Raw genomic sequence first — 24,728 nt, 5'->3', positions numbered from 1 at the left:
GGGACGGGTCCTCGACCGCGGCATCGGGATCGGCCTGGGCGAGCCACCACGTCGGGCCCGACGACAGGACCGTGAACCAGTCGCGCGCCGCCGTACCGTCGACGACGGCGGCGAGGTCGACGAGGATCGCGGCGTGCGGGGTGGGCGTCAGCGCGTCGCGCCACCGAGCCCACCGTCGGCTCAGGTGCCCACCGGCCGGGCCGCAGGCCCACAGGTCCCCCCGGCACCCCCCCGTCGGCGGGCCGGGGACGGGCTCTGACGGCTCGGGTGGGTCAGGTCGGTCCTCGGGGCGACCGAGGTCGAGGGCGGTGGCGGCGAGGCGGCCGACATCGGCGGCGGCCGCGGTGGCGAGGACGTGGAGCCCGCCGACGACATCGACCACCAGCCACTGGTCGTCGGCGGCCAGGAGGTGGCGGGTGCGCCGACCGTGCTCGTCGGCCCGGTGGAACCGGATCCAGCGGTCGGGGCGCGTCACCTGGGCGGGCAGCGCCGGCAGCTCCGGGACGGGGCGCAGGCGCGGCTCCCCCTCGGGGGCGTCGAGGTCGATGACGCCCTTGGCGGCGAGCGACAGCAGCAGGCTCCCGGCGACCGCGCCCCGGTGCTCACCCACCTCGTCGAGGATGGTCGGGCCGTCGGTGACCACCGCGTCGTGGTCGAACACCCACGCCAGCGCGGCCAGCTCGTCGGCGGTCACCGCGACGGCTGGGCCGGTGACGACCGGCTCGGTCCCGGTCTGCTCGACGGACGTCCCCGTGACGGTCTGCTCGGTGGTGGCCGGCTCGGTGACGGTCACGGTGGCGTGGGCGAGAGGCCGGGGAGCGGCTCCAGCGGTGGGATCTCGTCGACCCGCGGTCGCGCTCGCGGTCGCCGTCGCGGTGGCGTGGGCGAGAGGCGGGGGAGGGGCGGCAGCGGCGGGATGGTGCTGATGCGTGGCCGGGACGACGGCGGGAGGCGGGTCATTGGCGCCAGCAAGGGGCCGTCGCGCCGCAGGACGTCGGTGGTGTTGGGGTTGCGCCGCAGCTTCTCCCGCCACACCTCCTCCGCCCTGCGCCGCTCGGCGTCCTCTTCCTTGCCCTTGGCCACGATCGACCCGCCCCCTGTCGCCAGGCTGATCGCGCCGAGGCCGGCGGCCGCCCAGGGCGCGGTGAACACCAGCGCTGCGCTGCCGAGGCCGGTGACCGCCGAGCCGAGGCCGAGGCCGTTGCTCGCCTTCAGGCCCTGCTCGCGCATGTCGGCGACCGCGCCGACGCCGGAGATGGTGTCGATGACGACGGTCGCCGGTCCGGCGAAGCGTGCGATCTTGGTGACCAGCCGCTGCGATCGGCTCGCCTCGGGCCCCGGAAGCGACCCGTCCCGCAGCCTCTCGAAGTCTCGGGTCGGGGCGACCACCCCCCGGAGCCCCGCGCCGAGTGCGCGCACCACCGCCCGGGCGCCTCCGCCGGCCAGGCCGTGGCGGCGGGCACCGGCGAGGGTGTCGACCACCACCTCCGCGGTGCGGCCGACGAGGTCCACCCCGATGGCGGTGTTGATCGCCTTGGTCAGGGCCGCGACCCCACCACCGAGACTGGGATCAGCGGCGAAGGTCACCAGGCCCTTGACCGCCTTGGCGGCCCCAAGGCCGGACAGGCCGCCGCCCTCGTCGGCCCGACGGGCCAGCTGCGCCACGCGTGAGGCATAGTTCGAGCCCGAGGTCAGCGAGCGGGCCGTGGTGCCGAGCAGGCCCACGGCGCTGTCCACGTTGCTGATGACCTGACGCAGCTCCGGTGGGGCGTCGGGTGACGGGGGCTGGATGCGCCGGAGGTGGTCCCGGGCGGCGTCGAGCTTGTCGTTGGTCTCCTGGAGGAACCGTCCGAAGGCGTCGACCTGACCGGGGTTGATCAGGACCACGGACCGGCCCGAGACCATGGCGTCGGCCTGCACCCGGCCGGCGGCCCGGTCCACCTGGGAGATGCTGCCGGGTGGGCGGGGTGGGCCCAACAGGTACTCCATGAACGGGTCGGCGGCCGGCTCGCCGCTCGCCTCGGGGCTCATGGGCCGACCGCCGGCTCGGGCTGCTCCGGGGGCTGCTCGACACCGGTCGCGTACAGCCCCGGATCCAGGTGTTTGCTCGGCTCGGCCAGCATCTGGCGGCGCACCGTCTCCAGGAGGCCGCGCAGGGTCTCGGCCCGTCCCCGGTAGACCTTTGCCCGCTCGGCGTAGTGCTCACCGACGATCCCGCAGTACTGCTCGATCTCGCCCAGCTGGTGCTGGTGGGTCGGGATGGTGCCCAGCACCTCCTGGAAGCTGCGCACCATGGGATCGATCCCCGGCCCGGTCATCCCCGGCCCCGGGACCCCGCCCGAGGTGCCCTGGAGGGCGGAGGCACCGCCCCGGTACACCCCTGCGAACATGTCCGGACTGATCGGGGTGTGCATGGCGATCTGGGCGCGCGAGAGGTCATCGGCGACCCGCTCGCAACCCCGGCCCCACCGCGTGGCCTTGGACGCCAGCTGCTGATAGGCGGACAGGGCTCGCTGCATGTCGGGAACGTCGTAGAAGACCTCGGCCATGGCCCCACCTTCCCGGAGGCCGGTCCGGTCGACAATGGGGAGCACTTCCCATCGCCGACGGGCGCCACGGGACCGGCCGTTCCTCGCCCGAGCTGGTACCACATCTGGGTGCTGGCGCCCCCGATCTCGTGACCAGTTCGAGAGCCGGTGCGAACTGGTACCGCATCTGGGTGCTGGCGCCCCCGATCTCGTGACCAGTTCGACGGTGGGCGGATCGGGTGGTCCTCCGGTCAGGAGGTCAGCTGGCGGCGGAGGGACTCGACGGCGTCCCACAGGTCGACGAAGCGGGTGTGGAGCGGCGCCGCGGCCAGGCGGATCACGTCGGGCGCGCGGTGGTCGGCGACGATCCCGTCCGCGGCCAGCCCCGCGACCAGGCCGGCGGCGTCGGGGTGGCGCAGGGCGAGGTGCTGGCCCCGACGCTCCGCGTCGAGCGGTGTGGCCACGGCCACGCCGAGGGGCACCAGCGCGGCCTGGGCCGCGGTCGTGACCAGGGCCATCAGGGACCGACCCACCGCATTCGTGCGGTCCGCCCCGGCCTCCTCGTGGAGGGCGAGGCCCTCGTCCACGGCCAGGAGGCCGGCGACCGGTGGGGTGCCGACCACCAGCTGGCGGGCATCGTCGTGGGGGGCGTAGTCATCGCCCATGGCGAACTGGTCGGCTTGGCCGAACCACCCGTGGATCGGCTGGTGGAGGGCGGCGTGGCGCTGCGCCCGGTAGGCGAAGGCGGGGGCACCGGGCCCGGCGTTCAGGTACTTGTAGGTGCAGCCCACGGCCAGGTCGACCTCCGCGGCGTCGAGCGCCACGGGCACCGACCCGGCGGCGTGGGACACGTCCCAGAGCGCCAACGCCCCGTGACGGTGGGCCGCGGCGGTCACCGCCGCGAGGTCGGCCCGTGCTCCGGTGCGAAAGCGCACCAGGGACGCCACGACCACGGCGACCGCGCCGTCGGCGCAGGTTGCCTCGACGGCTGCGGGGGTGACCGGTCCGTCGGGTCCGTCGGTCGCCACCGTCCGCACCGCGAGGCCCCGGGCCGCAGCCACGCCGGCGACGACGTAGCGGTCGGTGGGGAACTCGCCGTCGGCCAGGGCGACGGCGCCGGCGTCGGGTCGGGCGTCGAGGGCGGCGACGAGGAGCTTGTAGAGCTGCACGCTGGTCGAGTCGCCCACCACCACCTGGCCGGCCCCGGCACCGAGCAGGGCGCCGAGGCGGTCACCGACGCGCGTGGGCAGGTCGAGCCACCGTGACCAGCCGTCGACCCGCTCGCGGCCCCACTCATCGCGCACGAAGCGGGCCAGGCGGGCCTCGGTCGCCGCGGGTAGCGGGCCGAGGGAGTTGCCCATCAGGTAGGCCGAGGCCCCGAGGCCGACGAAGCGCGACCGCAGCGACGCCAGCGGGTTGGCCCGGTCCAGGGCCTCGGCGTCGGCTCGGGTGAGGGCCGCGGGTGCAGGCATGCCCGCAGGCTACGGGCCGCCCTCCACCGCCTCGCCCGCGACGTTGCGGGCATCGCGTCGCCGGGTCACGCCGGTGCGCCGGAGCGACGCCCGAACCGGAAGGGCAACGGGTGTGGTGGACGTTGCCGGGCCGGGTCGCGCCCGGGCGCGACGGAGCGACGCCAGAACCGGGGCCAGGTGAGGTTCAGCGGTCCTGGCGGGTCGCCACCCGGGCGAGGGTGTCATGGTCGTGGTCGACGCGCCACGCGTCGGGGAAGGCCAGCCGGCACCAGAAGCCGTACGCGTCGAAGGGGCCGCGGAAGAGCGCCTCGAGGTGGAGCGAGAGCGCCAGGCCGTGGCTCACGACCACCAGCTCGCCCACCCCGACCTCCGCTCGTAGCCCGGCGATGGCCGACGCCACGCGCCCCGCCGCCTCCGCCCGGGGCTCCCAACCGTCGGGCTCCTCACCGCCGAGGTAGCGATGGGCCGCAGTGCGGTAGCCGTCGCCGACCCAGGGCCGTCGCACCTCGACGAGACGGTCGTCGGTGCGCACGGGCAGCTCCACCCGGGTGGCGAAGGCGGCGGCGGTGGCCAGGGCCTTGGGCTCGGGGCTCGAGACGATCCCGACGACTTCGCCCAGCCGGGCCCGAAGGGCCAGGTCGGCCGCCTGGGCCCGCGCCGCCGGGCCGAGCTCCCACTGCGACGGTGGCTGCTCAGCGCGGGCGAGGGCCATCGCGTGGCGCACGAGGACCTCGGTCCCGATCACCCTCGCAAGGTACCGACGTCGGCGGCCTCGTGCGGTCGCGACCGCCGGCGATCCCACGTTCGGGGATCGATCCGTCGCGCCGAGCGCGATCCAGCGACGCAACGTCGACGACCTCTCGGTCGCCACCGCTCGCCCGGTGCCGCCCACCTCAGGTCGGCGGCCGCAGCCTGCGAAGCGCAGGATGTGCTCGTGCTCAATGGATGGGTCGATGTCACCCGCACCGGCCGCTCACGTCGGACTCCGTCGAGCCCGACCGGTGAGAGCCCGGACGGTGTGCCGTAGCCTCGGCGGTCGACTGACGCGCAGAGGCTCACACGGTCCCCTGCGCAGCTGTCCCGCCCTCGTAGCTCAGGGGATAGAGCATCGGTTTCCTAAACCGTGCGTCGCAGGTTCGAATCCTGCCGGGGGCGCCCAGAAAATAGGCGTTGACCAGGGACGGAAGCCCTGCCCAGCGGCTCGGATGGTGACCCAGCTGTGAGCGGGATCAACCAAGAACCACCGCCCCCGCGAGGCGGACGGCGGCGGCGCAGAAGGCGCAGTTGACATGCGGTTGCCGTTGACGATCGGTTGCGGTACCGTCACGATCATGGCTCCAGCCGACCTCGCCGAGCTCGTCGAACAAGAGCCGACCAAGCTGGCCAAGAGCCTCGTCGACGCAGCGCGCCGAGCCGGACGGGCCACCTGGGCCGCGGATCTCGCCGGCGCCCTCGATCGCCTCGCCGTCCGCGACGACGGACTCCGCCGCATCCTCCGGGTGTGGGGGCTCAGCGACGCCGAAGCCGGCCGCGTCTTCGGCGTGTCCCGCCAAGCCGTCTCCAAGTGGCGGAACGCCGGGGTCCCCGGTACACGCCGCGTCGCCATGGCCGACGTCATTGCGACCACCGACCTGCTCACCCACCACCTGAAGGCCGACCGGATCCCTGCGGCGGTACGGCGCCCCGCGAAGGCCTTCGACGGCCTCGCCATGGTCGACTTCATCACCGCCGGTCGCACCGACGAGCTCCTGGCCCGGACCCGGGACCTCTTCGACCTCCACCGCCTTGACGCTGCCTGAGCCCCGTGGCCATCGTCGACGTGCCCGACGGGCACCCTTGGAACCGGCTCGCCGACCCGACGTGGACCGACCCGATCGACGCGACGTTCGCAGCGATCCACGGCGCGCGCTGGACGCCCCCGGGCGGGCCATCCACGCTGTACCTCAACACCGACGAGACCACCGCCCGGGCCAACTTGCAGCGCTTCCTCGCTGATGCGCCCTTCGCTCCTGAGGACCTCAACGACGCCAACGGCTACCAGCTCGTGCCCGTGGCGCTCCCCGACGGCCAACATGCCCTCGACGCCCTCACCGACGGCGGTCTCTCCGACGTCGGCCTGCCCGACACCTATCCCCTCGACCACGACGGTGCCGAGATCGCCCACGCGGCCTGCCAGCCGATCGGCGCGGACGCCTACGACGCCGGCCTCGACGGGGTGCGCTGTCGCAGCGCGGCGGGTATCAGCAGCGAGCTCGCCTGGTTCCCCCGCCACCAGGCCGCCACCCCGGGCCCGGCGCAGCCCTTCAGCGACTGGTACTTCGAGGGTTCCTGACCGCCCGGCGGCGACCACCATCGCAGGGGCAGGCCCGGCCGGGACGACGGCGAAGGTCTCGACGGGTGGTTGCTCCTCGAGCGGGTGGAGTCGGTCACGCCGTCAGTGCCTGTCCGACGGCGAAGCCGGCGATTCCGCAGGCCAGCGTGAGGGCGAGGGATCGTTGGGCCGACCCGAGCAGAGCTGCACCCGTGGCCAGTAGGGCTGGAACGGTCGGGCCGGAACCGCTCCGACGAGTGCGTGGGCGGCGAGCGCTGCGAACGGTGGGGCGGGCAGGGCGTCGAGGGTGTCGGCGACGCGGCCGTGGGGTGTGGGGAGCAGCGCCATCGGCGCCGTGCTGTCCCCCGAGCGCCGGGCCCCTTGCTGGAATGGGCGTCGCGGCGCAGCGCCGTGGTCGTCGAGGACGACTGCGACGCCGAGTACCGCTACGACCGAGCACCCGTCGGCGCGCTTCAGGGCCTGGCCCCCGACCGGGTCGTCTACGGCGGCAACGTCTCCAAAGCCCTCGCCCCTGGCCTTCGCCTCGGCTGGATCGTGGCTCCAGCCTGGCTCGCCGGGATCCTGGCCGACGCCAACCGACAGCACCCTCGTCCTCGCCGAGGGCGCGCCCCACGGGCTCAACGTGACCCACGCGGAGGAGTTCAACCGGGCCCTCCTCGCCTTCATCGCCGGCTGAGACCGACGGCAGCCGGGCCGGACCGCCCTCCCGTTGCCTGCGACCGCGGGAGGGCCGGGGCTGACCGACCATCCCGTTGGCCGGGGCAGGGCCGGCGGGGCATCATGCGATCGAGCCGGGACGAGCGAGAAGGCGGCCATGACGATGCCATTAGGCGAGGACGAGGCCGATCGCACGCGACGAGGATCCGGCATCGAGCACCCCGAGGAGCTACCCCCTGCCGGCGGGCCCATCGCCGTCGCCCGGACGTTCGCCTTCATCGACCTCTCGGGCTTCACCGCCTACATCGAGGAGCACGGCGTGGCCGACGCCGTCGAGATCCTGGCCCTGTTCCGCCTGCGCGCCTCGGAGGTCGCGGCCCGCCGAGGCGTGCGGGTGGCCAAGTGGCTGGGGGACGGGGCCATGCTCGTCGGCGTGCAGAGCGGCCCCACCGTTGCCGCGGTGGCTGAGATGATGGCCCGCGTCAACCAGCTCGAGCTCCGCATCCGGGCCGGCGTGGCCGCCGGCGGAGTGATCCTCTTCCAGGGCGACGACTACATCGGGCGCACGGTGAACATCGCCGCCCGGCTGTGTGATGTGGCCGAGCCCGGCAACATGCTCGCCACCGCGGACGTGGCCGACACCGCTCCGCCGTGGGTGTCGCGGCGCCCGGCGCCCCCGGTCCTGCTCCGAGGTGTGGGCGAGGTGACCGGGGTGTGCTCGCTCTTCGTCGCCGACGATGTGACCCTGCCGCCGGTGCCCCTCGCGCGCACCTGAGCGCCGCCGGAGCTCGCCGACCCGGGCCGTGTCCCCCGTGGCGGCGGACATCGCGTCCAAGATTGGGAACGCGACGCAGGCATCACGGGGTGGAAACCCGCCCGTAACCGGCCCCCGTCAGGCTGCGCCGGTGTTGCCGCTGGCGGGGTTCTCGATCGGGGTCACCGCCGATCGCCGGGCCGACGAGCAGGCCGAGCTGCTGCGCCGACGGGGGGCCGAGGTGGTGCACGGTCCGGTCATCCGAACCCTGGCGCTCACCGACGGACCGGAGCTCGAGGCCGCGACCGAGGCCCTCATCGACGACCCGCCGGAGGTCCTCGTGGCCCTGACCGGCGTGGGGGTGCGGTCGTGGTTCGAGGCCGCCGACGGCCGGGGTCGCGGCGACGCCCTGCGCGACCGCCTGGCCCGCACCACCGTTCTCGCTCGCGGGCCGAAGGCGGCGGGGGCACTGGCCACCGTCGGGCTCGACGCCGGCTGGCAGGCCCCGGGCGAGAGCAGCGTCGAGGTGCTGGCCCACCTCAGCGACGACCTGACCGGCCGCCGCATCGCCGTCCAGCGCGACGGCGACGACCGGGCCCACCTCGCCCTGGCCCTGGCCGAGCGGGGAGCCGACGTGGTCGACGTCCCCGTCTACCGGTGGGAGCTCCCCCTCGACCGGGCGCCCGCCACGTCGCTCGTGGCCGCCATCGTCAGCGGCCAGCTCGACGCCGTCACCTTCACCACCGCCGCGGCGGCCTCCAACCTGTTCGCCCTGGCCGCCGAGCACGGGGGACCGCAGCTCGTCGCGGCCCTCACCGCGGCACTGCGCGGCCCGGTGGTGCCGGTGTGCGTGGGGCCGATGAGCGCCGCCCGGCTGGCCGGGCTCGGCGTCGCCGATCCCCTCTACCCGTTGCGGTGGCGCCTCGGGCCGATGGTGCGCTGCGTGGTCGACGCCCTCGCCGGTCGGTGTCGCGTCATCGCCCTCGGCGGCGATCGGGCCGAGGTGCAAGGGACGATGGTCAGCCTGGCCGCCGGTCAGGTCAGCCTCAGCCGCCGGGAGGCCCAGGTGCTCACCGCGCTCGTTGATGCCCACGGCGCGGTGGTGCCCAAGGAACGCCTGGCCCGCACGGTGTGGGAGCCGGGCACCGATCCCCACGTCGTCGAGGTGACGGTGGCCCGGCTCCGCCGGCGTCTCGGGCCCGTGGGAGCGGCGCTCGAGACCGTCCCCCGGCGCGGGTACCGGATCCCGCGCTGAAGCGGCCGCCGGCCGTCGTTGCCGGACCGGGTCGGGATCAGGCCGCCCATCGGAGTGCGGCGGTGGTTCGGAGCTCGTCGGCTCGTCGTCGGGTGAGGGCGACCATCTCGTCGGGTGGGGCGGTCTTGAGGCGGGGGCCGACAGGGGGTGAGGGGGGTGCCGTCGGGTCTTCGGACCTCGACCGCCCCGTCGGGGGCGAGGGTCATGGCGTAGCCGCCTTCGTGGACCCGGTGGTGGTGGAACCGGCAGAGCAGGACCAGGTTGGCCATGTTGGTGGGGCCGGTCTCGTTGACCGGGTCGTACGGTTCTCTCACACCTTTCGCCATGTTTCTTCCGGGATATCCGCGCCCCCCTCAACCGGCAGGCGTCGAGGAGCGGGCCAGGGATGGCTCAGGCGCCGGACTGGTCGCGGGGGGTGCAACCGGCCCGACGGCGGCGGCGGCCGGAACGGTGGCGGTCGAGCCCGGGACCGATGTGGTGGGCCGGGCCGACGGGCGACCGATCCAGGAGTAGAGGACACCGACGAGCAGGCCCCCGCCGACCACGTTGCCCGGCACCGTCCAGGCCAGGTTGCGGGCCAGTGCCCCCACCGTGGCCGACCCGTCCAGGATGCCGAGGGAGAAGATCGTCATGTTGGCGATCGAGTGCTCGAAGCCCGAGCCGATGAAGGCGAGCAGGGCCCACCACAGCACGATGGCCTTGGCCGCGTCGGACTGGACCCGACTCGCCATCCAGAGACCGAGGCACACGAGGGCGTTGCAGAGCACCGACCGCCAGAACAGCTGCGGTCCGGCCACCGCGTCCTTGGTGGCGACGATCGTTGCCACCAGCGAGGCGCCGTCGCCGGTGAGGGTGCCGCCGCCGTGCACCACGGCGGCCAGCCCGACCGACCCGACCAGGTTCCCGATCAGCGAGGCTCCCCACACCGCGACGAGCTGGGCCACCGTCACGGTGCGGGCCTGCAGGCCCTGGAGCATGACCATGGCGTTGCCGGTGAACAGCTCGGCCCCGGCGAACACGACGAGGGTGAGGGCCAAGCCGAACACCGCTCCCTGCACCAGCTTGGTCGCCGCGGATCCCGAGGCGGCGAGCGGCGCCGACACGCTGATCAGCAGCACGACGGCCATGCCGACGAACGCGCCGGCCAGCGCGGAGGAGACCAGGTAACGGGGCAGGCTGCGCACCGCCGCGGCCTTGGCGGCGGCGGCTTCGCCGGCGGCGTCGAGGGCGGCAGGGACGGGGATGGGCATGAGGTGCTCCTGGGGTACGGCGAACGAGGATGAGGACGGGACGGGACTGGACCGGACGGGTCGGGCCGGGGCGGGTCCCGGCGGGGTCGGGCGTCGCTCAGGCGGCGGACGACGTGGCGGCCCTGGTGCGAGGCCCGCCGGCGACGGCCTCCGGGGCGGGACCCGGGGATCCCGGGGAGCCATCGGGGGGCGGCGCGACTGCGGTGACCTCGGGCTGGACGTCGGTGCCTTCGGGCTCGGCACCGGTGGCCCACCGGTCGTCGAGCACCGACTCCAGGGCGGCGGCGAAGGCGTCGATGCCGAGGCGGTGCACGGTGGTCGAGAGGCTCTCGCCACCGTGACGGGTCGCCTCCCACGTGCCGATGACGGCATCGAGCACCGAGGGGGCATCGTCGGCGGCCATGCGACCGACGAGCTCGCCGACGCGGCCCGACGCCAGGTCGGCGCCGAGATAGAGGTGGTAGCCCAACCGGGTCGCACCACCGAGGCGCACCTTGGTGCCGGCCAGGCCGATGTCACCGGCCTGGTGCTGGGCGCAGCTGTTGGGGCAGCCCGACACGTGTACCCGCAGGGCGCTGTTGCGCCGCAGACCGGGCGTGGCCAGCAGGGTGCGGCCGTCGGCGGGCGCCGGGGAGATGCCGAGGGCGCAGACCGACGACCCGGTGCAGGCCCGCACCGCCGCATCCGCGCCCTCGCCGACGAAGGTGAGGCCCCGGGGGGCGAGGGCGAGGCGGATGGCGTCCACCCGGTCGACGGGCACGTTGCGGAGCACCACGTCCTGATCGCGCCCGAGCACGAGGTGGCCATCGCCGTGGCGGTCGGCCAGGTCGGCGACGAGCTCCAGCTCGGATCGGTTGGTGTCGCCGAGGGGCAGGGCGATGGTGACCGACGCCAGCCCCGGCTCGCGCTGCGGTCGCACCCCGGCCGACCAGCCCCCCTCGGGTCGCCGACGGATGGCGGCGGCCCGGTCACCGGGCTCGAGGAGGGCAACGTCCACGGGATCAGCCCGGTCGGTCGCCCGGCGGGCCCGGGCGAAGGCCTCCTGCCACGCAGCCCGGAACGCGTCGGCGCCCATGGCCTCGATGCAGAACTTCATGCGTCCCTTGGTCGGCTTCTCGAGGTCGCCGTGGGCCACGAAGACCTCGGTGAGGGCCAGCGCCGCGGGCACTGCGTCGGCGCGGGGGATGAAGTCGGCCAGGTCGATGGCGAGGGCCGGGGCCTTGCCCAGGCTGCCGCCGGCGTGGACCCGGTAGCCGGCCTCGCCGTCGACCACGACCGAGACGAAGGCGATGTCGTTGACGAGGGCGTCCTCCCGGCAGCGAGGCGATCCGCCGAAGGCGATGTTGATGCGGCTCGGGAGCACGCAGTTCAGCTCAGCGGACCGGGCCACGATGGCGTCGCTCACGGCCACCGCGTCGGGGAGGCAGTCGAAGGGCTCGTCGAGCGAGACGCCTGCGTCCTCGGAGCACATGACGTTGCGGAGCGTGTGGCCGCAGGCCGAGCGGGTGGAGAGCCCGCTGCGCTCAAGATCCGCCAGCAGGTCGCGCACCGCCCGGTCGGCCACCCAGTGGAGCTCGAGGTTCTGGCGGGTGGTGAGGTGGACCCAGTCCGCCCCGTGCTGAGCGCCGAGGCGGGCGATCGTCCGAGCCTGGGAGGTGGGCAGGACCCCGCCGGGGATCCGGATGCGGATCATGAACACGTGGTCCTGGAGCTGGGTGCACACCCCCCAGGTCTTCAGCGCGTAGCGGTCCTCGGGCGTCAGCCAGCCGTCACCCTCCGCGGCCAGGCGGTCGAGGTCGACGGGCAGACCCGCCTGCTTCGCGGCGGGGATGTTCGGTGCGGCCATGGATCAGCACCGTACGGACGACCCGTGTCCGGACGACGACCGGCCCGTTGCCGTCGGGTCACGGCTCGCTCACGGGGTCCGCACCCCCCTGTGAGGCGATGGCGCAGGAGGCGCGCGCCCGTCGAGGGTGCATCGGGAGGCGGTTCGGGCGAGAATGGCGCCATGCCGTCCACAGCCTGGTCAGGGGCCATCAGCTTCGGGTTGGTGTCCATCCCGGTGAAGCTCTACTCCGCCGTCTCCCGCAAGACGGTGCGCTTCCACCAGGTCGACACCCGCACCGGCGCCCGCGTGCGCCAGAAGCGCGTGTCGGCCGCCGACGGGTCCGAGGTGACGTGGGACGACATAGCCAAGGGCTACGAGCAATCAAGCGGCGAGTACGTCGTCCTGACCGACTCGGACCTCGCCGGCCTTGATCCCAAGGCCACCAAGACCATCGAGATCGAGCAGTTCGTCGACCTCGCCGAGATCGATCCGATCATGTACGACTCGGCCTACAACGTGGTGCCCGACCCGTCGACGCCCAAGCCCTACAAGCTGCTGCTTCAGGCCATGGAAGCCTCGGGCAAGGTCGCCGTCGCCCGGTTCGTGATGCGCACCAAGGAACACGTCTGCGCCCTGCGTCCCCTCGACGGACGCCTGGTGCTCTCCACCATGGTCTTCGCCGACGAGGTCAACGACCCGTCGGAGTTCGAGGCCCTCGAGGCGGTGTCCGACGTCGACGTGTCGGCCAAGGAGCGCAAGGTGGCCGAAGCCCTCATCGACTCCCTCACCGAGCCGTACGACCCGGCCGAGTACACCGACACCTACCGCGAGAAGGTGCTCGAGCTCATCGAGGCCCGTGCCGGTGGCTCCACCGAGATCGTCGAGGGAGAGCCCGCCGAGGACGGCGACGACGACAAGGTCGTCGACATCATGGCTGCCCTCGAGGCCAGCATCACCGAGGCCAAGAAGGCCCGACGCCGCCACCCCTCGACGTCCGCCGACGACGCCGACGACGCGGAGGACGGGGACGACGCCGAGCAGGGTGACGCAGGGAAGAAGAAGGCGCCGGCCAAGGCCAAGCGCGCCACCAAGAAGGCGGCCAAGCGCAAGGCCAGCTGAGCGTGGTGCGCGCCACTCACCGGTCGTCGGCCGCACCGAGGTCGGGGAGCACGGGGCCTCTCATCCCTCCGGCGTCCGGTCAGACCCTTGGGTCGGTCGTGGGGGGGACCAGGTCCTCGACCGGGCGCGAGCCCGGGTCCCAGCCCTCGCGTGCGGCGCGCTGCACGAGGCGGCGCAGGTGCTCGTTGACCGGCGTGGCCACACCGTGCATCCGCCCCAGCAGCACCACCTCGCCGTTGAGCGTGTCGGCCTCCACCGAGCCGGTGCCGCGGGCGAGGCTCTGCCACGTCGAGCCACCGCCACGGGGGACGCCCTCGACCTCAGCGATGCGGAACACGCCGTCGCGGCGAGCCTTGTCCGCCTCGGCGGTGGCCACGTCGATGCCGGCGGCCGCGAAGACAGCCTCGCCCTCGGCCGCGGCGGCGCCGACCATCGGGCTGTCCAGGGCCTCGGTCCCGCTGACGGCGACCGCGGCGTTGGCCAGGTTCATCAGCAGCTTGCGGTGCTTGGCCGTCATGATCGCCGGGCGGGCCTCGGACGCGAACCCCGCGGCGCGGAGGTCGGCGGCCACCCGGAGGTCGACCTGGTCGGTGCCCGACGGGTAGCGACCCACGTCGAGGATGCCGGGGGCAGGGTCGCCGAAGGCGGCGACGACGCCGGGCTCGAGGTGCGCGGCGGGCAGCATCACGCACAGTCCGTGGACGTGGGCGAAGCGACGCAGGGCCCGGGCCTCGTTGGCCACGCCGTTCTGGGCGCACACGAGGTGGGTCTCGGGCGGTGCGGCGACGACGAGGTCGTCGAGCACGGCCACGGTGTCCTGCCCCTTCACCGCCAGCACGGCGACGTCGCCGGTGCGCCAGTCGACCTCGCCCGCCGAGGCCGCGGCGGGCAGCGGGAGCACTGCGCCGCCACCGTCGGGGCGGCGGAGGTCGAGGCCCCGGTCGCGGAGTGCGTCCAGGTGGGCGCCGCGTGCCACGAGCACGACGTCTCTCCCGGCCTGGGCGAGCAGGCCGCCGATGGTGCCGCCGACCGCGCCGGCGCCGACGATCACGTAGCGCACGTCACCTCCGACCACTCGGCTCCTGGGTTGCCGCTGACTCCGCGGCGTTCCCCGACCCTTCCAACGACACCCCCATCGAACTGGTCGGCAGTCTGGGGGTCGGAGCACCCACTTTCCCTACCACTTCGAGGGTGGGGCACGGCGCCGGGGTCACCGGGCGTCCCAGAGGGCGACCAGGGTGGTCAAGATGTGCTCGCCGGCGCCCAGGCCGCCGAGGTGGCTCTCGCCCGCCAGCACGTGGAGCTCGGCGTCGGGCAACCGGCCGACCACGTGCTCGCCGTGGGCGAAGGGGACGATGTGGTCCTCGTCGCCGTGCCACCAGCGCACCGGCGCAGCCACGTCGGCGAGGCGGAAGCCCCAGTCCCGGCTGAAGAGCAAGACGTCGGCCAGCGGGGCCGAGAGCTGCTTGCGGCTGCCGTTGAGCAGGTCGTCGAGGAACATGGCCTTGAACTCCGGGCGGCGGAGCAGGGCCCGGTCGCCCGCCGGCGACAGGCGGGCGTAGAGGTCGAGGCTGGGCGAGGCCAGGGGCCTCACCAGGCGGACGGCCCCGGTCAGCCCGATGCCCACCGGGACACGGGTCAGCGCCACCAGGGGGGCCAGGCGCGCGCCGAGGGCGATGAGACCGCCGCCGATGGCGTCGGGCCCCTTCGTGGGGGCGACACCCCCCAACACGGCGACGCCGACGACGCGGTCGGGCAGGGCGCGGCCCGCAGCGAGGGCGTAGGGCCCGCCGCCGGAGAGCCCGATCACGGCCAGCTCGCCGAGGCCGAGGCTGTCAGCCATGGTGACCAGGTCGTCGGTGAAGTCGAGCACCGAGTCATAGATGTGGGGCGTCGACGAGCCGATGCCGGGGCGGTCGATGCCGACGATGCGCAGGCCCAGCTCGTGGGCCATCGTGCGGGCCTCGGACGGGATCTGGCGGCGCGCTCCCGGCGTCCCGTGGAGCCACACCACCGCCCGGCCGTCGGGAGGACCGAACTCGGCGAAGCCGAGGCGTCGTCGCCGGGCCACGGCGACGGTCCCCTCCAGCCGGGGCGGCAGCACCTCGCTCATGGGCCCAGCGTGGCACCTCCCGGGTCGCCGGCCCAGCGTGGCACGCTGGGGTCATGAGCGGCGACGACGTCTTCCCGGACCGGGACATGAGCCATCGGGACAAGATCGAGTTCATGCTCGAGCGCGAGGGCTGGGCGCTCGACGCCGTCGCCGCCCGCACCGACATCGACCCGCCCCTGCCCCGCTACGCCTACACCGTGGGCTTCGAGGACCGCTTCGACTTCCCCGAGCTGTGCCTCTTCGGGCTGACGCCGGTCGCGTGCCGAGGCCTCTTCGGCCTCGTCGCCGACGCTCTTGCCGGCGGCACCGACCTGCCCATCGGCGCGCCCTTCATCGGCCTGCTCGACGGCGGCCAGCCCTGCGCCCTTCTCCCCGTCGACGCGACCGCGAGCGTCGGGCTCTTCCCGGCCCTCGCCGAGCACCACACTCGCGCCCGTGAGGCCCCCGAGGCCTACCGCATGGTGCAGCTGGCGTGGCCCGACCCCGCCGGCGCGCTGCCGTGGGAGCCCCACTTCGCAGGGGAGCTCGCTCCGGTCCAGCTGCTGCTCGGCGAGCCCCCGACCTGACCGGCGCCAGCTCCCTTCACGCCTTCGTCGTGCGCGCCGACGCCGGTGAGGGTCTGCGGCGGCGCGCGCCGCGTGCGACCTCGTTTCACGACAGGTCGGGGCGGCGCTTGTCGAGGAACGCGGCGACGCCCTCGCGGGCGTCGTCCGTCTGGGTGGCGGCGGCCATGACCTCGACGGCCAGCGCGTAGGCGTCGGCCGAGGGCCGCCCGACCTGAGCGTAGAAGGCCTGCTTGCCCAGGCCCTTGGACTCGCGACCCCCTCGGGTGGCTCGGGCCAGCAGGTCGGCCACGGCGGCGTCGAGGCCCTCGTCGGGCACGCAGCGGTTCACCAGGCCCCACGCCTGGGCGGTGGCGGCGTCGACGACATCGCCGGTGAGGGCCATCTCGAGGGCTCGCTTGGCGCCGACGGCCTGGGCCACGGCGACGGCAGGGGTGTGGCAGAAGAGCCCGCCCCGTCCGCCGGGCAGGGCGAAGCCGGCCGACGCCGCCGCCACCGCGAGGTCGCAGGTGGCTACCAGCTGGCAGCCGGCGGCGGTGGCCAGGGCGTGGACCCGGGCCACGACCGGCTGGGGGATGGACTGCACGGTGTCCATGAGCTCGGTGCACGTGCGGAACAGGTGACGGGCGGTGGCCAGATCGGCGCCGGCCAGGTCGGCGAAGTCGTGGCCGGCGGAGAAGACGGGGCCCTCGGCCGCGAGGACCACGCCGCGCGCGTCGCTGCGGCCGACCTCGGCGAAGGCGTCGGTCAGGGCCCCGAGCACGTCGAGGGCCAGCACGTTGCGCCGCTCGGGGCGGGTCAGGGTGATGGTGACGGTGGCGTCGGACCGGGTGACCGAGAGGGCATCCACCCCGCGACCGTCGCACTGCGCCGGCCGCCGGTCAAGGTTCGAACCCCCGCTGCTCGGTGGCCCCCGAGGTCGACCTACTGTGGGCGGGGTGACCAACGGGACCGGGGCCCCAGGGGGCGGGGAGCGGTGGTGAACCGGCTACTGGCGCTCCCGGCGGTGCTGTGCCTCGTGCTCGGCGTCCTGCTCGGCGTGTGGGGCTGGGGTGAGCGCGACACCACCCGGGCCCGCATCGTGGCCGAGGTCGACGACCCGACGACCTTCGGCCCCGCTGACGAGGAAGCGTCGATCTTCGGGCCGGCCTCGGGCGACCAGGAGGAGCAGACCGAGGCGGTCTGCACGCTGCTGCTCGATGCGTCGCAGCTGCGCGGTCCCCTGAACGGGTTCGCCCCCGGGGCGCCCGAGCCGGTGCCCGGCGAACCGGCGGCGTCCTCGGTCCCGGCCGTCAGCCCCCTCGAGGAGGCGGCGGCGATCGTCGGGGTGCTCGACCCCCAGATCGTCACGGGTCTCCCCCGGCTCGCCGAACCTGACGTGGTCATCGCCATCGACCGTCAGCGCGAGGCCATGCAACGGATCCTGCTCGACGGGCGCGACCCCTCGACCGACCCTGAGGTGCTGGCCGCCGCGTCCCAGCTCGAGGCGGCCCTCCACGGCGTCTGCTGAGCGTGCTGGTCCCGTCGGTCGCGACGCTCCCGCGTGCGGCGATCCGTTCGGTGGCCCGGCCCCGGCGGTGACCTCGGTAGCCTCGGACCCCATGGCGCATCGGTTCGTGGTGATCGGAGGGGGACCGGCGGGCAACCAGGCCGCCACCACCGCCGCTCGCCTCGGAGCCCGGGTGACGATGATCGAGCGCGACGTCATCGGCGGCGCCGCCCACCTGCGCGACTGCATCCCGTCCAAGGCCATGATCGCCACCGGCGGGGCCATGAACGACATGCGCCGGGCCATCGGCATGGGCCTCGGCGCCGTCGAGCCGGTGCTCGACCTCGACGGCCTGCGAGACCGGATCGGCGGCATCGAGGACCGGCTGGAGCGGTCCGTGTCGGGCCTGCTCGCCGACCAGGGTGTGCGCATCATCGCCGGCCGCGGGCGGCTGGTCGGCCCCCACGAGGTCGAGGCCACCCCCCTCGACGGCGGCGCCCCGGAGATCATCGCGGCCGACACCGTCGTGCTCGCCACCGGCAGCCGGCCCCGGATCCCCGACTTCGCCGAGGTCGACGGCGCGCGGGTGCTCACCACCCGCGATGCCTACCCGCCGCCGGCCCTGCCCGAGCACCTCGTGGTGATCGGCTCGGGGGTGACCGGCGTCGAGTTCGTCCACATGTTCTCGGCCTTCGGGTGCGCGGTGACCCTCATCGTGAGCCGCCAGCAGGTGCTGCCCCAGAAGGACCCCGAGGTGGCGGCCGTCCTCGAGGACCACTTCCTCAGCCGGGGCGTGAAGCTGCTGAAGGGGGCCCGGGCCGAGGGCCTCGACGTCACGAACGACGGGGTGGCGGTGCGATGCGACGACGGCCGCATCGCCCGTGGCACCCACGTCCTCTTGTGCATCGGGTCGATCCCCAACTCCGAGGAGCTGGGCCTCGACGAGGCAGACGTGAAGACCGACGGTGGCTACGTCGTCGTCGACCACAACTGCCGCTCGTCGGTTCCGCACGTCTACGCCGCCGGTGACCTCTCGGGGAAGCTGCCGCTGTCGTCGGTGGCATCGATGCAGGGTCGCAAGATCGCCGAGCACGCCCTCGGCCTGCACCGGGGGCCGCACCGGCACCTCGACTACGAGAAGGCGGCTTCGGCGATCTTCACCGACCCCGAGATCGCCGATGTGGGCCTGGTCGAGGCCGACGCCTTCGCCAGCGGGCGCAAGGTGCGGGTCACCAAGGTGCCCTTCTCCGCCTCGGCCAAGGCGCTCATCAACGACGACTGGCGGGGTTTTGTCAAGATCATCTCGGACCCGGCCACGGGCGTGGTGCTGGGCGGCTCGATCGTCGGGCAGCACGCAGCCGAGCTCGTCTCGGTCCTCGCCCTCGCCGTCACCGCCGGGCTCAAGGTGAACGACATCGTCGAGAGCCTCCTCGTCCACCCGGCGCTCGCCGAGTCCCTCGCCGACGCCGCCGAGTAGGCGCGCCGTGGCCGTGGAGAGGGACGAGTGGCATCCGCCGACGCAGGCCACCATGCCGGACGGGCCCGAGTCGTTCCCCGACACCGGGGTGAACTCCCTGGCGTCGATCGGGGCCCGGTGGCTGGCCCGCTTCATCGACACCATGGTGCTCGGAGTGCCCTTCACCATCGGGCTCACGATCGTCGCCGTCATCGTGGCCGGCGGAGCGCCCGACCCCGAGACGACGATGACCAGCGACAGCGCCATGGCGTGGACGTGGGGGGCGGCCATCGGCCTCGCCCTCGCCTATGAGACGCTCACGGTCTTCCTGTGGGGCCAAACGCTCGGCAAGCTGGTCCTCGGCGTGCGGGTCGTGCGCCTCGCCAACGGCCGCTGCCCGCTGTGGTGGGAGGCGGCGCTGCGGGTCACCCTGCCCGGGGCGGTGGCCGTGATCCCGCACCCGCTGGCCAAGGCGGCGGCCATCGGCCTCTTCGGGGTCGCCATCTTCGACCCGATGCGCCGCAGCGTGTCCGACCGGGCCGCCGGCACCGTCGTCGTCCGGGCCCGCTGACCGCAGGGCGAAACCGCCACCCTGGTGGGTCTCCTGGGCCCATCATGGCGGCGATTTGGCTGTCCGCCGGACGGTTCTCGGAAACTGCCACCGTGGTGCCCGCCCTCGCCCCGGGAAGGTGACGGTTGCGCGGGTCGATCAGCGGAGCAGGTGCTGCGACAGGTCCCGGATGACCATCGGGCTCTCCCGGGTCACCTCGAGGTAGGTGAACTCGAGCATCGTCCACCCGAGGCCGTTGAGGCGTCGGCGGCGCTTGCGCTCCCATCGGAAGGCCCGCTCGCCCGTGTGGTGCCTCAGGCTGTCGCACTCCATCCCCACCCGCAGATCCGGCCAGGCCAGGTCGATCCAGCACTCGAAGTCACTGTCGACCACGTGGTGCTGCGTGACGGGTCGCGGGAGGGTGCTGTTCTCGATGAGGCGCAGCGCTCTGCGCTCGAACCCGCTGTCGACGAGCTCGCCGAGGCCTCGCTCGGCGAGCAGGGCCCGCAGCGCGACGGTGCCGTCCCGGCCTCGCCGAGCCACTTCGCGGTGCCGCTCGGCGACCTGCGCCAGCAGCAGGTGATCGTGACGAGCGGCCTGGTCGAGAGCGACCCCGGACCTGAACTCGTGGACCACGGCGGGCAGATCCACCAGGGTGCGGACGAGCGCGGTGCACGGGATGCCCTCGCGCGCCGCGAGGTCGTCGCCCTTCAGGTCCATCGTCTCGTGCAGGACTGCGCCCCGCGGTGCCCGACGGCGACGCCGTCCCCGTACGACGAGGATCTCGACCGGCGCCGTCGCGAACCCGTCGAGCCCCCAGAGCCGGGCTGCCGCCCGGTGGGACGCCATCGAACCGGGGATGCTGAGCGTGGCGATCACGAGTCGCTGCCGCCACGTCGGCGCGACCCCTCGCAGCCGAAACACCGCCGGCGCGGCCCGCTCGACGGTGCGCCGCTGGATCAGGCCACGGAGCTGGCCGTCGCTGAGCCCGAGATCGCGGGCCTGGTCGCGGCTGAACGCAGAGTGCTGCCGTGCCGCGAGGTCGAAAAGATCCATGTTCCCACTCCTTCGTTCAGGTCAGCCGGACGCGTGCGGACAAGGCACAGGCGCCGGCCGGCGCCGTGGTGAGGGGAGTGGGTGCGCACCGGGGTGGGTCCTGGTCGCGCCAGGCTCAGCGGTACCCCGGCGCAACGTTGGCCATGCGCGCCGCCTTCGAGCGACGAAACCGCCGCCCTCCGGGGCCCCCACCGCACACCAAGGTGGCGATTTCGAGATGGGTTCGGGGCCGCAGCGAAACCGCCACCCTGGTGGGTGCCGACGGCCCAGGGGGGTGGCTGTTTGCGGGCGGGCGCTACTCGATGACGAGGACGACGTCGCCGGCCGAGACGGGCTGGCCGGCGGCGACCTTGATCTCGGTGACCTTGCCGTCCTTGTCGGCGACGATGGCGTTCTCCATCTTCATGGCCTCAAGCAGGCAGACCGTCTGACCGGAGGTGACCTCGTCGCCGACGGCGACGGTGACCTTGACGATCGTGCCCTGCATGGGCACCGTCACCGAGCCGGACCCGGCCGCGGCGGCCGAGGCGCTGCCCTTGCGGCGGGGACGGACGGCGCCGAGCGCACCCCCGGCGGCCGCGACGGGAGCGAGGGCCGAGGCCGGCACCCACATGGCCACCGAGAAGCGCTTGCCGTTGACCTCGACGTCGACGTCGCGACGGACCTTCTCCTCGGCCTCGACGCCCTCGTCGGTCGGCGCCGCGGCGGGCTCGCCGCCCACACCGGAGAGGTCCAGGACATCTTCGACCCACTTGGTCGAGTGCTCGGCGTTGCGGAAGTCGTCGTGGGCGAGGATCGCCAGGTCGGCCGGGAGGGTGGTCTTGATGCCCTCGATCTTGAACTCGCGGATGGCGCGCACCATGCGGTCGATGGCGGTGGCACGGTCCGAGCCCCACACGACGAGCTTGCCGACCAGGTTGTCGTAGTACTGGCTGACCTCGTCACCGGCGGTGTAGCCGCCGTCCCAGCGCACGCCGAAGCCCTGGGGCACCTCGAGGGCGGTGATCCGCCCGGGGGAGGGGAGGAACTTCCCCCCGGCGGGGTCCTCGGCGTTGACCCGCACCTCGATGGCGTGACCCCGGAGCGAGATGTCGTCCTGGGTGAAGCTGAGCGGCTCACCCGACGCCACCCGGATCTGCTCGCGCACGAGGTCGATGCCCGACACCAGCTCGGTCACGGGGTGTTCGACCTGGAGGCGGGTGTTCATCTCGAGGAACCAGAACTCACCGTCCTGGTACAGGAACTCGACGGTGCCGGCGTTGTGGTAGCCGCACGCCTGGGAGACCTTGACCGCGGCCTCGCCCATGGCCTGGCGGGTCTCGGGCGGGAAGGCCGGCGCCGGGGACTCCTCGATGAGCTTCTGATGGCGGCGCTGGGCCGAGCAGTCGCGCTCACCCACCCACACGCAGCGGCCGTGGACATCCGCGATGATCTGCATCTCGACGTGGCGGGGCCTGGTCAGGTAGCGCTCGACGTAGCACTCGTCGCGTCCGAAGCCCTTGAGCGCCTCGGACTGGGCCGACTCCAGGGCGGCGTGCGCCTCCTCCTTGGCGTTGACGACGCGCATGCCGCGCCCGCCGCCGCCGTAGGCGGCCTTGATGGCCACCGGCCAGCCGAACTCCTCGCCGAAGGCCACGACCTCGTCGCCCGAGGCCAGGAACTCGGTGGTGCCGGGCACGCCCTGCACCCCGGCCTCCTGGGCCGCGATGCGGCTGGACACCTTGTCGCCCATGACCTCGATGGCCTCGGGCGGGGGACCGATGAAGGTCACGCCCCGCTCGGTGATGGCCCGGGCGAAGTCGGTGTTCTCCGAGAAGAACCCGTAGCCGGGGTGGACGCCGTCGGCCCCGCTCTGGGCGACGGCCTCGAGGATCTTCTCGGTGTTGAGGTAGCTCTCGGCCGCGGTCTGGCCGCCCAGGGCGTAGGCCTCATCGGCGAGGCGGACGTGGAGGGCCTCGCGGTCGAGCTCGGAGTAGACCGCGACCGTCGTGATGCCGAGCTCCTGGCAGGCGCGGATGACCCGGACGGCGATCTCGCCCCGGTTGGCGATGAGGATCTTCGAGAGCACGGGCTCTTCCTAGGCGACAGGTGACGGGTCGATCCAGCACGGTAGGCGCTGGTCGTGTGGCCACCGGCCCTTCTCACGGCCCGCCCCACGGCTCGGGCAGTTGCCGAGCCGGCGGTGGTGGCCTAGAGACGGCGGCCGTGGCCACCGAGGAGAGCTCCTTCGCCGTCGACGAGGTGCGTGCCGCCCTCGCCGGGACCCGGTTCACCGAGCTGCACTGGGTCGCGCAGACGGGGTCGACCAACCTCGACCTCCTGGCCCACGCGGCCGACGGCGGGGGCGAGGGGTCGGTGCGGGGCGCCGATCACCAGACCGCGGGCCGGGGTCGGCGGGGTCGCTCGTGGAGCGCGCCGCCCACCGCCGCCGTGCTGGTGTCGGTGCTGCTGCGCCCCCCGGCTCCGGCGGTCGACCTGGTGACACCGGCGGTGGCCCTGGCCGCGGCCGAGGCGGTCGAGCAGCGTTGCGGGCGGGCGCCCGGGATCAAGTGGCCCAACGACCTGGTCGTGGCGGCGGCCGACGGCGGGCCCGACCGGAAGCTGGCCGGCATCCTGGCCGAGGCGGCCTGGCCGCCCGGCGCGGACGTCGCCTCGGGCTGGCGCTCCCCGTCGGCATCGACGCGGGTGGCGGTTGTGGTCGGCCTGGGTCTGAACGTGCGGGCCGCTGGGCGCGCCCCCGAGCTGGCCGACATCGCCATCGCGTGTGATGAGATCGCGATCCCGGGCTCGCCGCCGGTGCGTCGGGAGGATCTGGTGGTGGCCTGGCTGGCCGCCCTGGAGCACTGGTACGCCCGGGCCGTCGACCCGGCGGGACGCGACGAGGTGTGGGACGCGTGGCGCCGCCGGTCGGCCACCCTCGGACGACGGGTGCGGGTCGACCTCGGCGCCGAGGACCTCGAGGGCGAAGCGGTGGCCGTCACCGCCGGCGGCCAGCTGGTGGTCCGCACCCTCGAGGGCGACGAGCGCACCCTGGCCGTCGGTGATGTCACCCATCTGCGCACGCGGTGAGCGCCCGGCCGACCCGGTCTCGCGGCCGGTACGGTGACACCTCCCCAGGGTGATCGCCGCGGCGTGGCGGTGGCGGCCAGAGCCCTCCACCGCGGCTTGGACGCCGATGGGACCAACTGAGCAACGCGAGCCGGGCGGACGTTGGACCCATGTCCGCCAACCGGGCGGCTTGCGTCCGACGCTGAGGCTCAGAAGGGGTTCGGTCACCGTCAGGGGTCGGTCGTGCGGGCGACGAGGCGGGCGAACGCGTCCGCGACCGCCACCGTCACCGGACCGGGCGCCGGCGTCGGGAGGGCGTGCTCGTCGACGGCGGCGATGGCCTGCACGTCGCGTGTCGAGGAGGTGAGGAAGGCCTCCTCGGCGTGGCGCAGGTCGTCGAGGGTGAGGTCCTCGGTCTCGACCGCGTCGGTCACCTCGAGCACCAGCTCCCGGGTGATGCCGGCCAGGCACGCAGTGCTGAGGGCGGGCGTCAGCAGGCGCCCGCCGCGCACGACGAAGACGTTCGAGCCCGTGCCCTCGCTGAGGCGGCCGTGGACATCGGCGAAGATCGCCTCCGACGCGCCGACGGCGTAGGCCCGGGCCAGGGCCACCACGTTCTCGGCGTAGGAGGTGGACTTCACCCCCGCGGTGCCGCCGGTGGGGTTGCGGGTGAAGGGGACCACGGCGACGGTGGTGGCCGTCTCCCACCGGCCCGCCCCGCCGGTGACGAGCAGGACGGTGCGCCCGGCGTCGCCGCGGTCGCTGCCCGAGGGTCCGGGGCCGCCGGTGACGGTGAGGCGCACCCGCCCGACCTCGTCGCCGGCATCGGTGGCCGCCGCGATCACCGCGTCGCACGCGGTGCGCAGCTCGTCGTCGGTGAGCGGGACGTCGAGGTCGAGGGCGGCGGCCGAGCGGCGTAGGCGCCGCAGGTGGCGCGCCAGGGCGAAGGCCACGCCGTTCGTGACCTTCATGGTCTCGAAGATGCCATCGCCGACGGTGAGGCCGTGGTCGGTGACCCCGACGGTGGCCTCGGCCGTGGGTCCGATCCGGCCGTTCAGCCAGCACCAGCCGGCGTTGCTGCTCGCGTTCACGGGGACAGCCTCCCACGGCTCGCCAGCGTGATCAGGCGAGCCGCCTTCAGCTCGGTCTCGGCCCACTCCCCGTCGGGCTCGGAGTCCCACGTGATGGCGCCGCCGGTGCCGAAGTGGAGCCCGCCTTCCTCCAGCCAGAACGTGCGGATGGCGACGTTGAGGGCGCC

The 24,728-nt window shown here is 74.0% G+C and carries 24 protein-coding genes and 1 tRNA gene; 11 read left to right on the top strand and 14 right to left on the bottom strand.

Annotated features, from left to right (window positions below; genetic code table 11):
- The 5 genes from VNL12_RS01400 to VNL12_RS01380 form a co-directional block, all read right to left on the bottom strand.
- The coding region (locus VNL12_RS01400) for a hypothetical protein (protein ID WP_325590891.1) at positions 1-793 on the bottom strand (793 nt) is incomplete at its 3' end.
- Entirely contained in the window at positions 790-2,031 is a 1,242-nt protein-coding gene (locus VNL12_RS01395; RefSeq protein WP_325590890.1) for a hypothetical protein, read from the bottom strand. The genes VNL12_RS01395 and VNL12_RS01400, both read right to left, overlap by 4 nt.
- Entirely contained in the window at positions 2,028-2,549 is a 522-nt protein-coding gene (locus VNL12_RS01390) for a hypothetical protein (RefSeq protein WP_325590888.1), read from the bottom strand. Before VNL12_RS01390 ends, VNL12_RS01395 begins: the two co-directional genes overlap by 4 nt.
- A 230-nt stretch (positions 2,550-2,779) precedes the next feature.
- On the bottom strand, positions 2,780-4,000 hold the full coding sequence (locus VNL12_RS01385) for an aminotransferase class V-fold PLP-dependent enzyme (protein ID WP_325590887.1): 1,221 nt from the start codon (positions 3,998-4,000) through the stop codon (positions 2,780-2,782).
- A gap of 184 nt (positions 4,001-4,184) precedes the next feature.
- Entirely contained in the window at positions 4,185-4,745 is a 561-nt protein-coding gene (locus tag VNL12_RS01380; protein WP_325590886.1) for a histidine phosphatase family protein, read from the bottom strand.
- 337 nt (positions 4,746-5,082) lie between these two features.
- Here VNL12_RS01380 and VNL12_RS01375 point away from each other — a divergent pair.
- From VNL12_RS01375 to VNL12_RS01355, 5 genes are all read left to right on the top strand, one after another.
- Positions 5,083-5,155 (top strand) — tRNA-Arg (locus VNL12_RS01375).
- A gap of 176 nt (positions 5,156-5,331) precedes the next feature.
- Positions 5,332-5,799, top strand: coding sequence for a hypothetical protein (locus tag VNL12_RS01370; RefSeq protein ID WP_325590885.1), 468 nt, complete (start codon positions 5,332-5,334; stop codon positions 5,797-5,799).
- A gap of 5 nt (positions 5,800-5,804) precedes the next feature.
- Positions 5,805-6,332 carry an RES family NAD+ phosphorylase gene (locus VNL12_RS01365; protein ID WP_325590884.1) on the top strand — a complete coding sequence of 176 codons (528 nt, stop codon included), beginning with the start codon at positions 5,805-5,807 and terminating at the stop codon, positions 6,330-6,332.
- An 814-nt stretch (positions 6,333-7,146) separates the two neighbouring features.
- The gene (locus tag VNL12_RS01360) at positions 7,147-7,764 is read left to right on the top strand and encodes an adenylate/guanylate cyclase domain-containing protein (protein ID WP_325590883.1); all 618 of its coding nucleotides are present in this window, start codon (positions 7,147-7,149) and stop codon (positions 7,762-7,764) included.
- 130 nt (positions 7,765-7,894) lie between these two features.
- Positions 7,895-8,998: a uroporphyrinogen-III synthase gene (locus VNL12_RS01355; protein ID WP_325590881.1), complete on the top strand. Its 1,104-nt coding sequence runs from the start codon at positions 7,895-7,897 to the stop codon at positions 8,996-8,998.
- A gap of 353 nt (positions 8,999-9,351) precedes the next feature.
- Here the strand turns inward: VNL12_RS01355 and VNL12_RS01350 are convergent, their stop codons facing one another.
- The gene (locus VNL12_RS01350; protein ID WP_325590879.1) at positions 9,352-10,248 is read right to left on the bottom strand and encodes a formate/nitrite transporter family protein; all 897 of its coding nucleotides are present in this window, start codon (positions 10,246-10,248) and stop codon (positions 9,352-9,354) included.
- Between the two features lie 97 nt (positions 10,249-10,345).
- Positions 10,346-12,094 (bottom strand): nitrite/sulfite reductase, encoded by a 1,749-nt coding sequence (locus tag VNL12_RS01345; RefSeq protein ID WP_325590877.1) that lies wholly within the window; start codon positions 12,092-12,094, stop codon positions 10,346-10,348.
- Positions 12,095-12,256: 162 nt separating this feature from the next.
- Between VNL12_RS01345 and VNL12_RS01340 the strand changes: the two genes are divergently transcribed.
- A complete protein-coding gene (locus VNL12_RS01340; protein ID WP_325590875.1) occupies positions 12,257-13,195 on the top strand; it encodes a Ku protein in 939 nt (312 codons plus the stop codon).
- Between the two features lie 79 nt (positions 13,196-13,274).
- Here VNL12_RS01340 and VNL12_RS01335 read toward each other — a convergent pair whose 3' ends face one another.
- Together VNL12_RS01335 and VNL12_RS01330 are read right to left on the bottom strand one after the other, a co-directional pair.
- Positions 13,275-14,255 (bottom strand): 2-dehydropantoate 2-reductase, encoded by a 981-nt coding sequence (locus VNL12_RS01335; protein ID WP_325590873.1) that lies wholly within the window; start codon positions 14,253-14,255, stop codon positions 13,275-13,277.
- 150 nt (positions 14,256-14,405) lie between these two features.
- On the bottom strand, positions 14,406-15,308 hold the full coding sequence (locus tag VNL12_RS01330) for an alpha/beta hydrolase (RefSeq protein WP_325590871.1): 903 nt from the start codon (positions 15,306-15,308) through the stop codon (positions 14,406-14,408).
- Between the two features lie 53 nt (positions 15,309-15,361).
- Between VNL12_RS01330 and VNL12_RS01325 the strand changes: the two genes are divergently transcribed.
- Positions 15,362-15,874, top strand: coding sequence for a DUF4262 domain-containing protein (locus VNL12_RS01325; RefSeq protein ID WP_325590869.1), 513 nt, complete (start codon positions 15,362-15,364; stop codon positions 15,872-15,874).
- 85 nt (positions 15,875-15,959) lie between these two features.
- Here VNL12_RS01325 and VNL12_RS01320 read toward each other — a convergent pair whose 3' ends face one another.
- The gene (locus tag VNL12_RS01320) at positions 15,960-16,721 is read right to left on the bottom strand and encodes an enoyl-CoA hydratase-related protein (RefSeq protein WP_325590867.1); all 762 of its coding nucleotides are present in this window, start codon (positions 16,719-16,721) and stop codon (positions 15,960-15,962) included.
- 129 nt (positions 16,722-16,850) lie between these two features.
- On the opposite strand from VNL12_RS01320, the gene VNL12_RS01315 reads away from it, so the two are divergent.
- From VNL12_RS01315 to VNL12_RS01305, 3 genes are all read left to right on the top strand, one after another.
- A complete protein-coding gene (locus VNL12_RS01315; RefSeq protein WP_325590866.1) occupies positions 16,851-17,381 on the top strand; it encodes a hypothetical protein in 531 nt (176 codons plus the stop codon).
- Positions 17,382-17,472: 91 nt separating this feature from the next.
- Positions 17,473-18,837, top strand: a complete 1,365-nt coding sequence (locus VNL12_RS01310) for a dihydrolipoyl dehydrogenase family protein (RefSeq protein WP_325590864.1) — start codon at positions 17,473-17,475, stop codon at positions 18,835-18,837.
- A 7-nt stretch (positions 18,838-18,844) separates the two neighbouring features.
- A complete protein-coding gene (locus VNL12_RS01305; protein WP_325590862.1) occupies positions 18,845-19,387 on the top strand; it encodes an RDD family protein in 543 nt (180 codons plus the stop codon).
- Positions 19,388-19,525: 138 nt separating this feature from the next.
- Here VNL12_RS01305 and VNL12_RS01300 read toward each other — a convergent pair whose 3' ends face one another.
- Both VNL12_RS01300 and VNL12_RS01295 read right to left on the bottom strand, forming a co-directional pair.
- Positions 19,526-20,422, bottom strand: coding sequence for a type IV toxin-antitoxin system AbiEi family antitoxin domain-containing protein (locus tag VNL12_RS01300; RefSeq protein WP_325590861.1), 897 nt, complete (start codon positions 20,420-20,422; stop codon positions 19,526-19,528).
- A gap of 295 nt (positions 20,423-20,717) precedes the next feature.
- On the bottom strand, positions 20,718-22,490 hold the full coding sequence (locus tag VNL12_RS01295) for an acetyl-CoA carboxylase biotin carboxylase subunit (protein WP_325590859.1): 1,773 nt from the start codon (positions 22,488-22,490) through the stop codon (positions 20,718-20,720).
- Between the two features lie 137 nt (positions 22,491-22,627).
- On the opposite strand from VNL12_RS01295, the gene VNL12_RS01290 reads away from it, so the two are divergent.
- On the top strand, positions 22,628-23,491 hold the full coding sequence (locus VNL12_RS01290) for a biotin--[acetyl-CoA-carboxylase] ligase (protein ID WP_325590857.1): 864 nt from the start codon (positions 22,628-22,630) through the stop codon (positions 23,489-23,491).
- A gap of 209 nt (positions 23,492-23,700) precedes the next feature.
- On the opposite strand, the gene VNL12_RS01285 is transcribed toward VNL12_RS01290, so the two are convergent.
- Positions 23,701-24,561: an aminotransferase class IV gene (locus VNL12_RS01285; protein WP_325590855.1), complete on the bottom strand. Its 861-nt coding sequence runs from the start codon at positions 24,559-24,561 to the stop codon at positions 23,701-23,703.
- A partial coding sequence (locus tag VNL12_RS20745; protein WP_349257775.1) for a chorismate-binding protein occupies positions 24,558-24,728 on the bottom strand: 171 nt, incomplete at its 5' end. The genes VNL12_RS20745 and VNL12_RS01285, both read right to left, overlap by 4 nt.

This window comes from Iamia sp., assembly GCF_035575815.1.
GTDB lineage: Bacteria > Actinomycetota > Acidimicrobiia > Acidimicrobiales > Iamiaceae > Iamia.
Note: the sequence above shows the minus strand (reverse complement) of the source record. Positions and strands in the feature narration are given on the sequence as shown.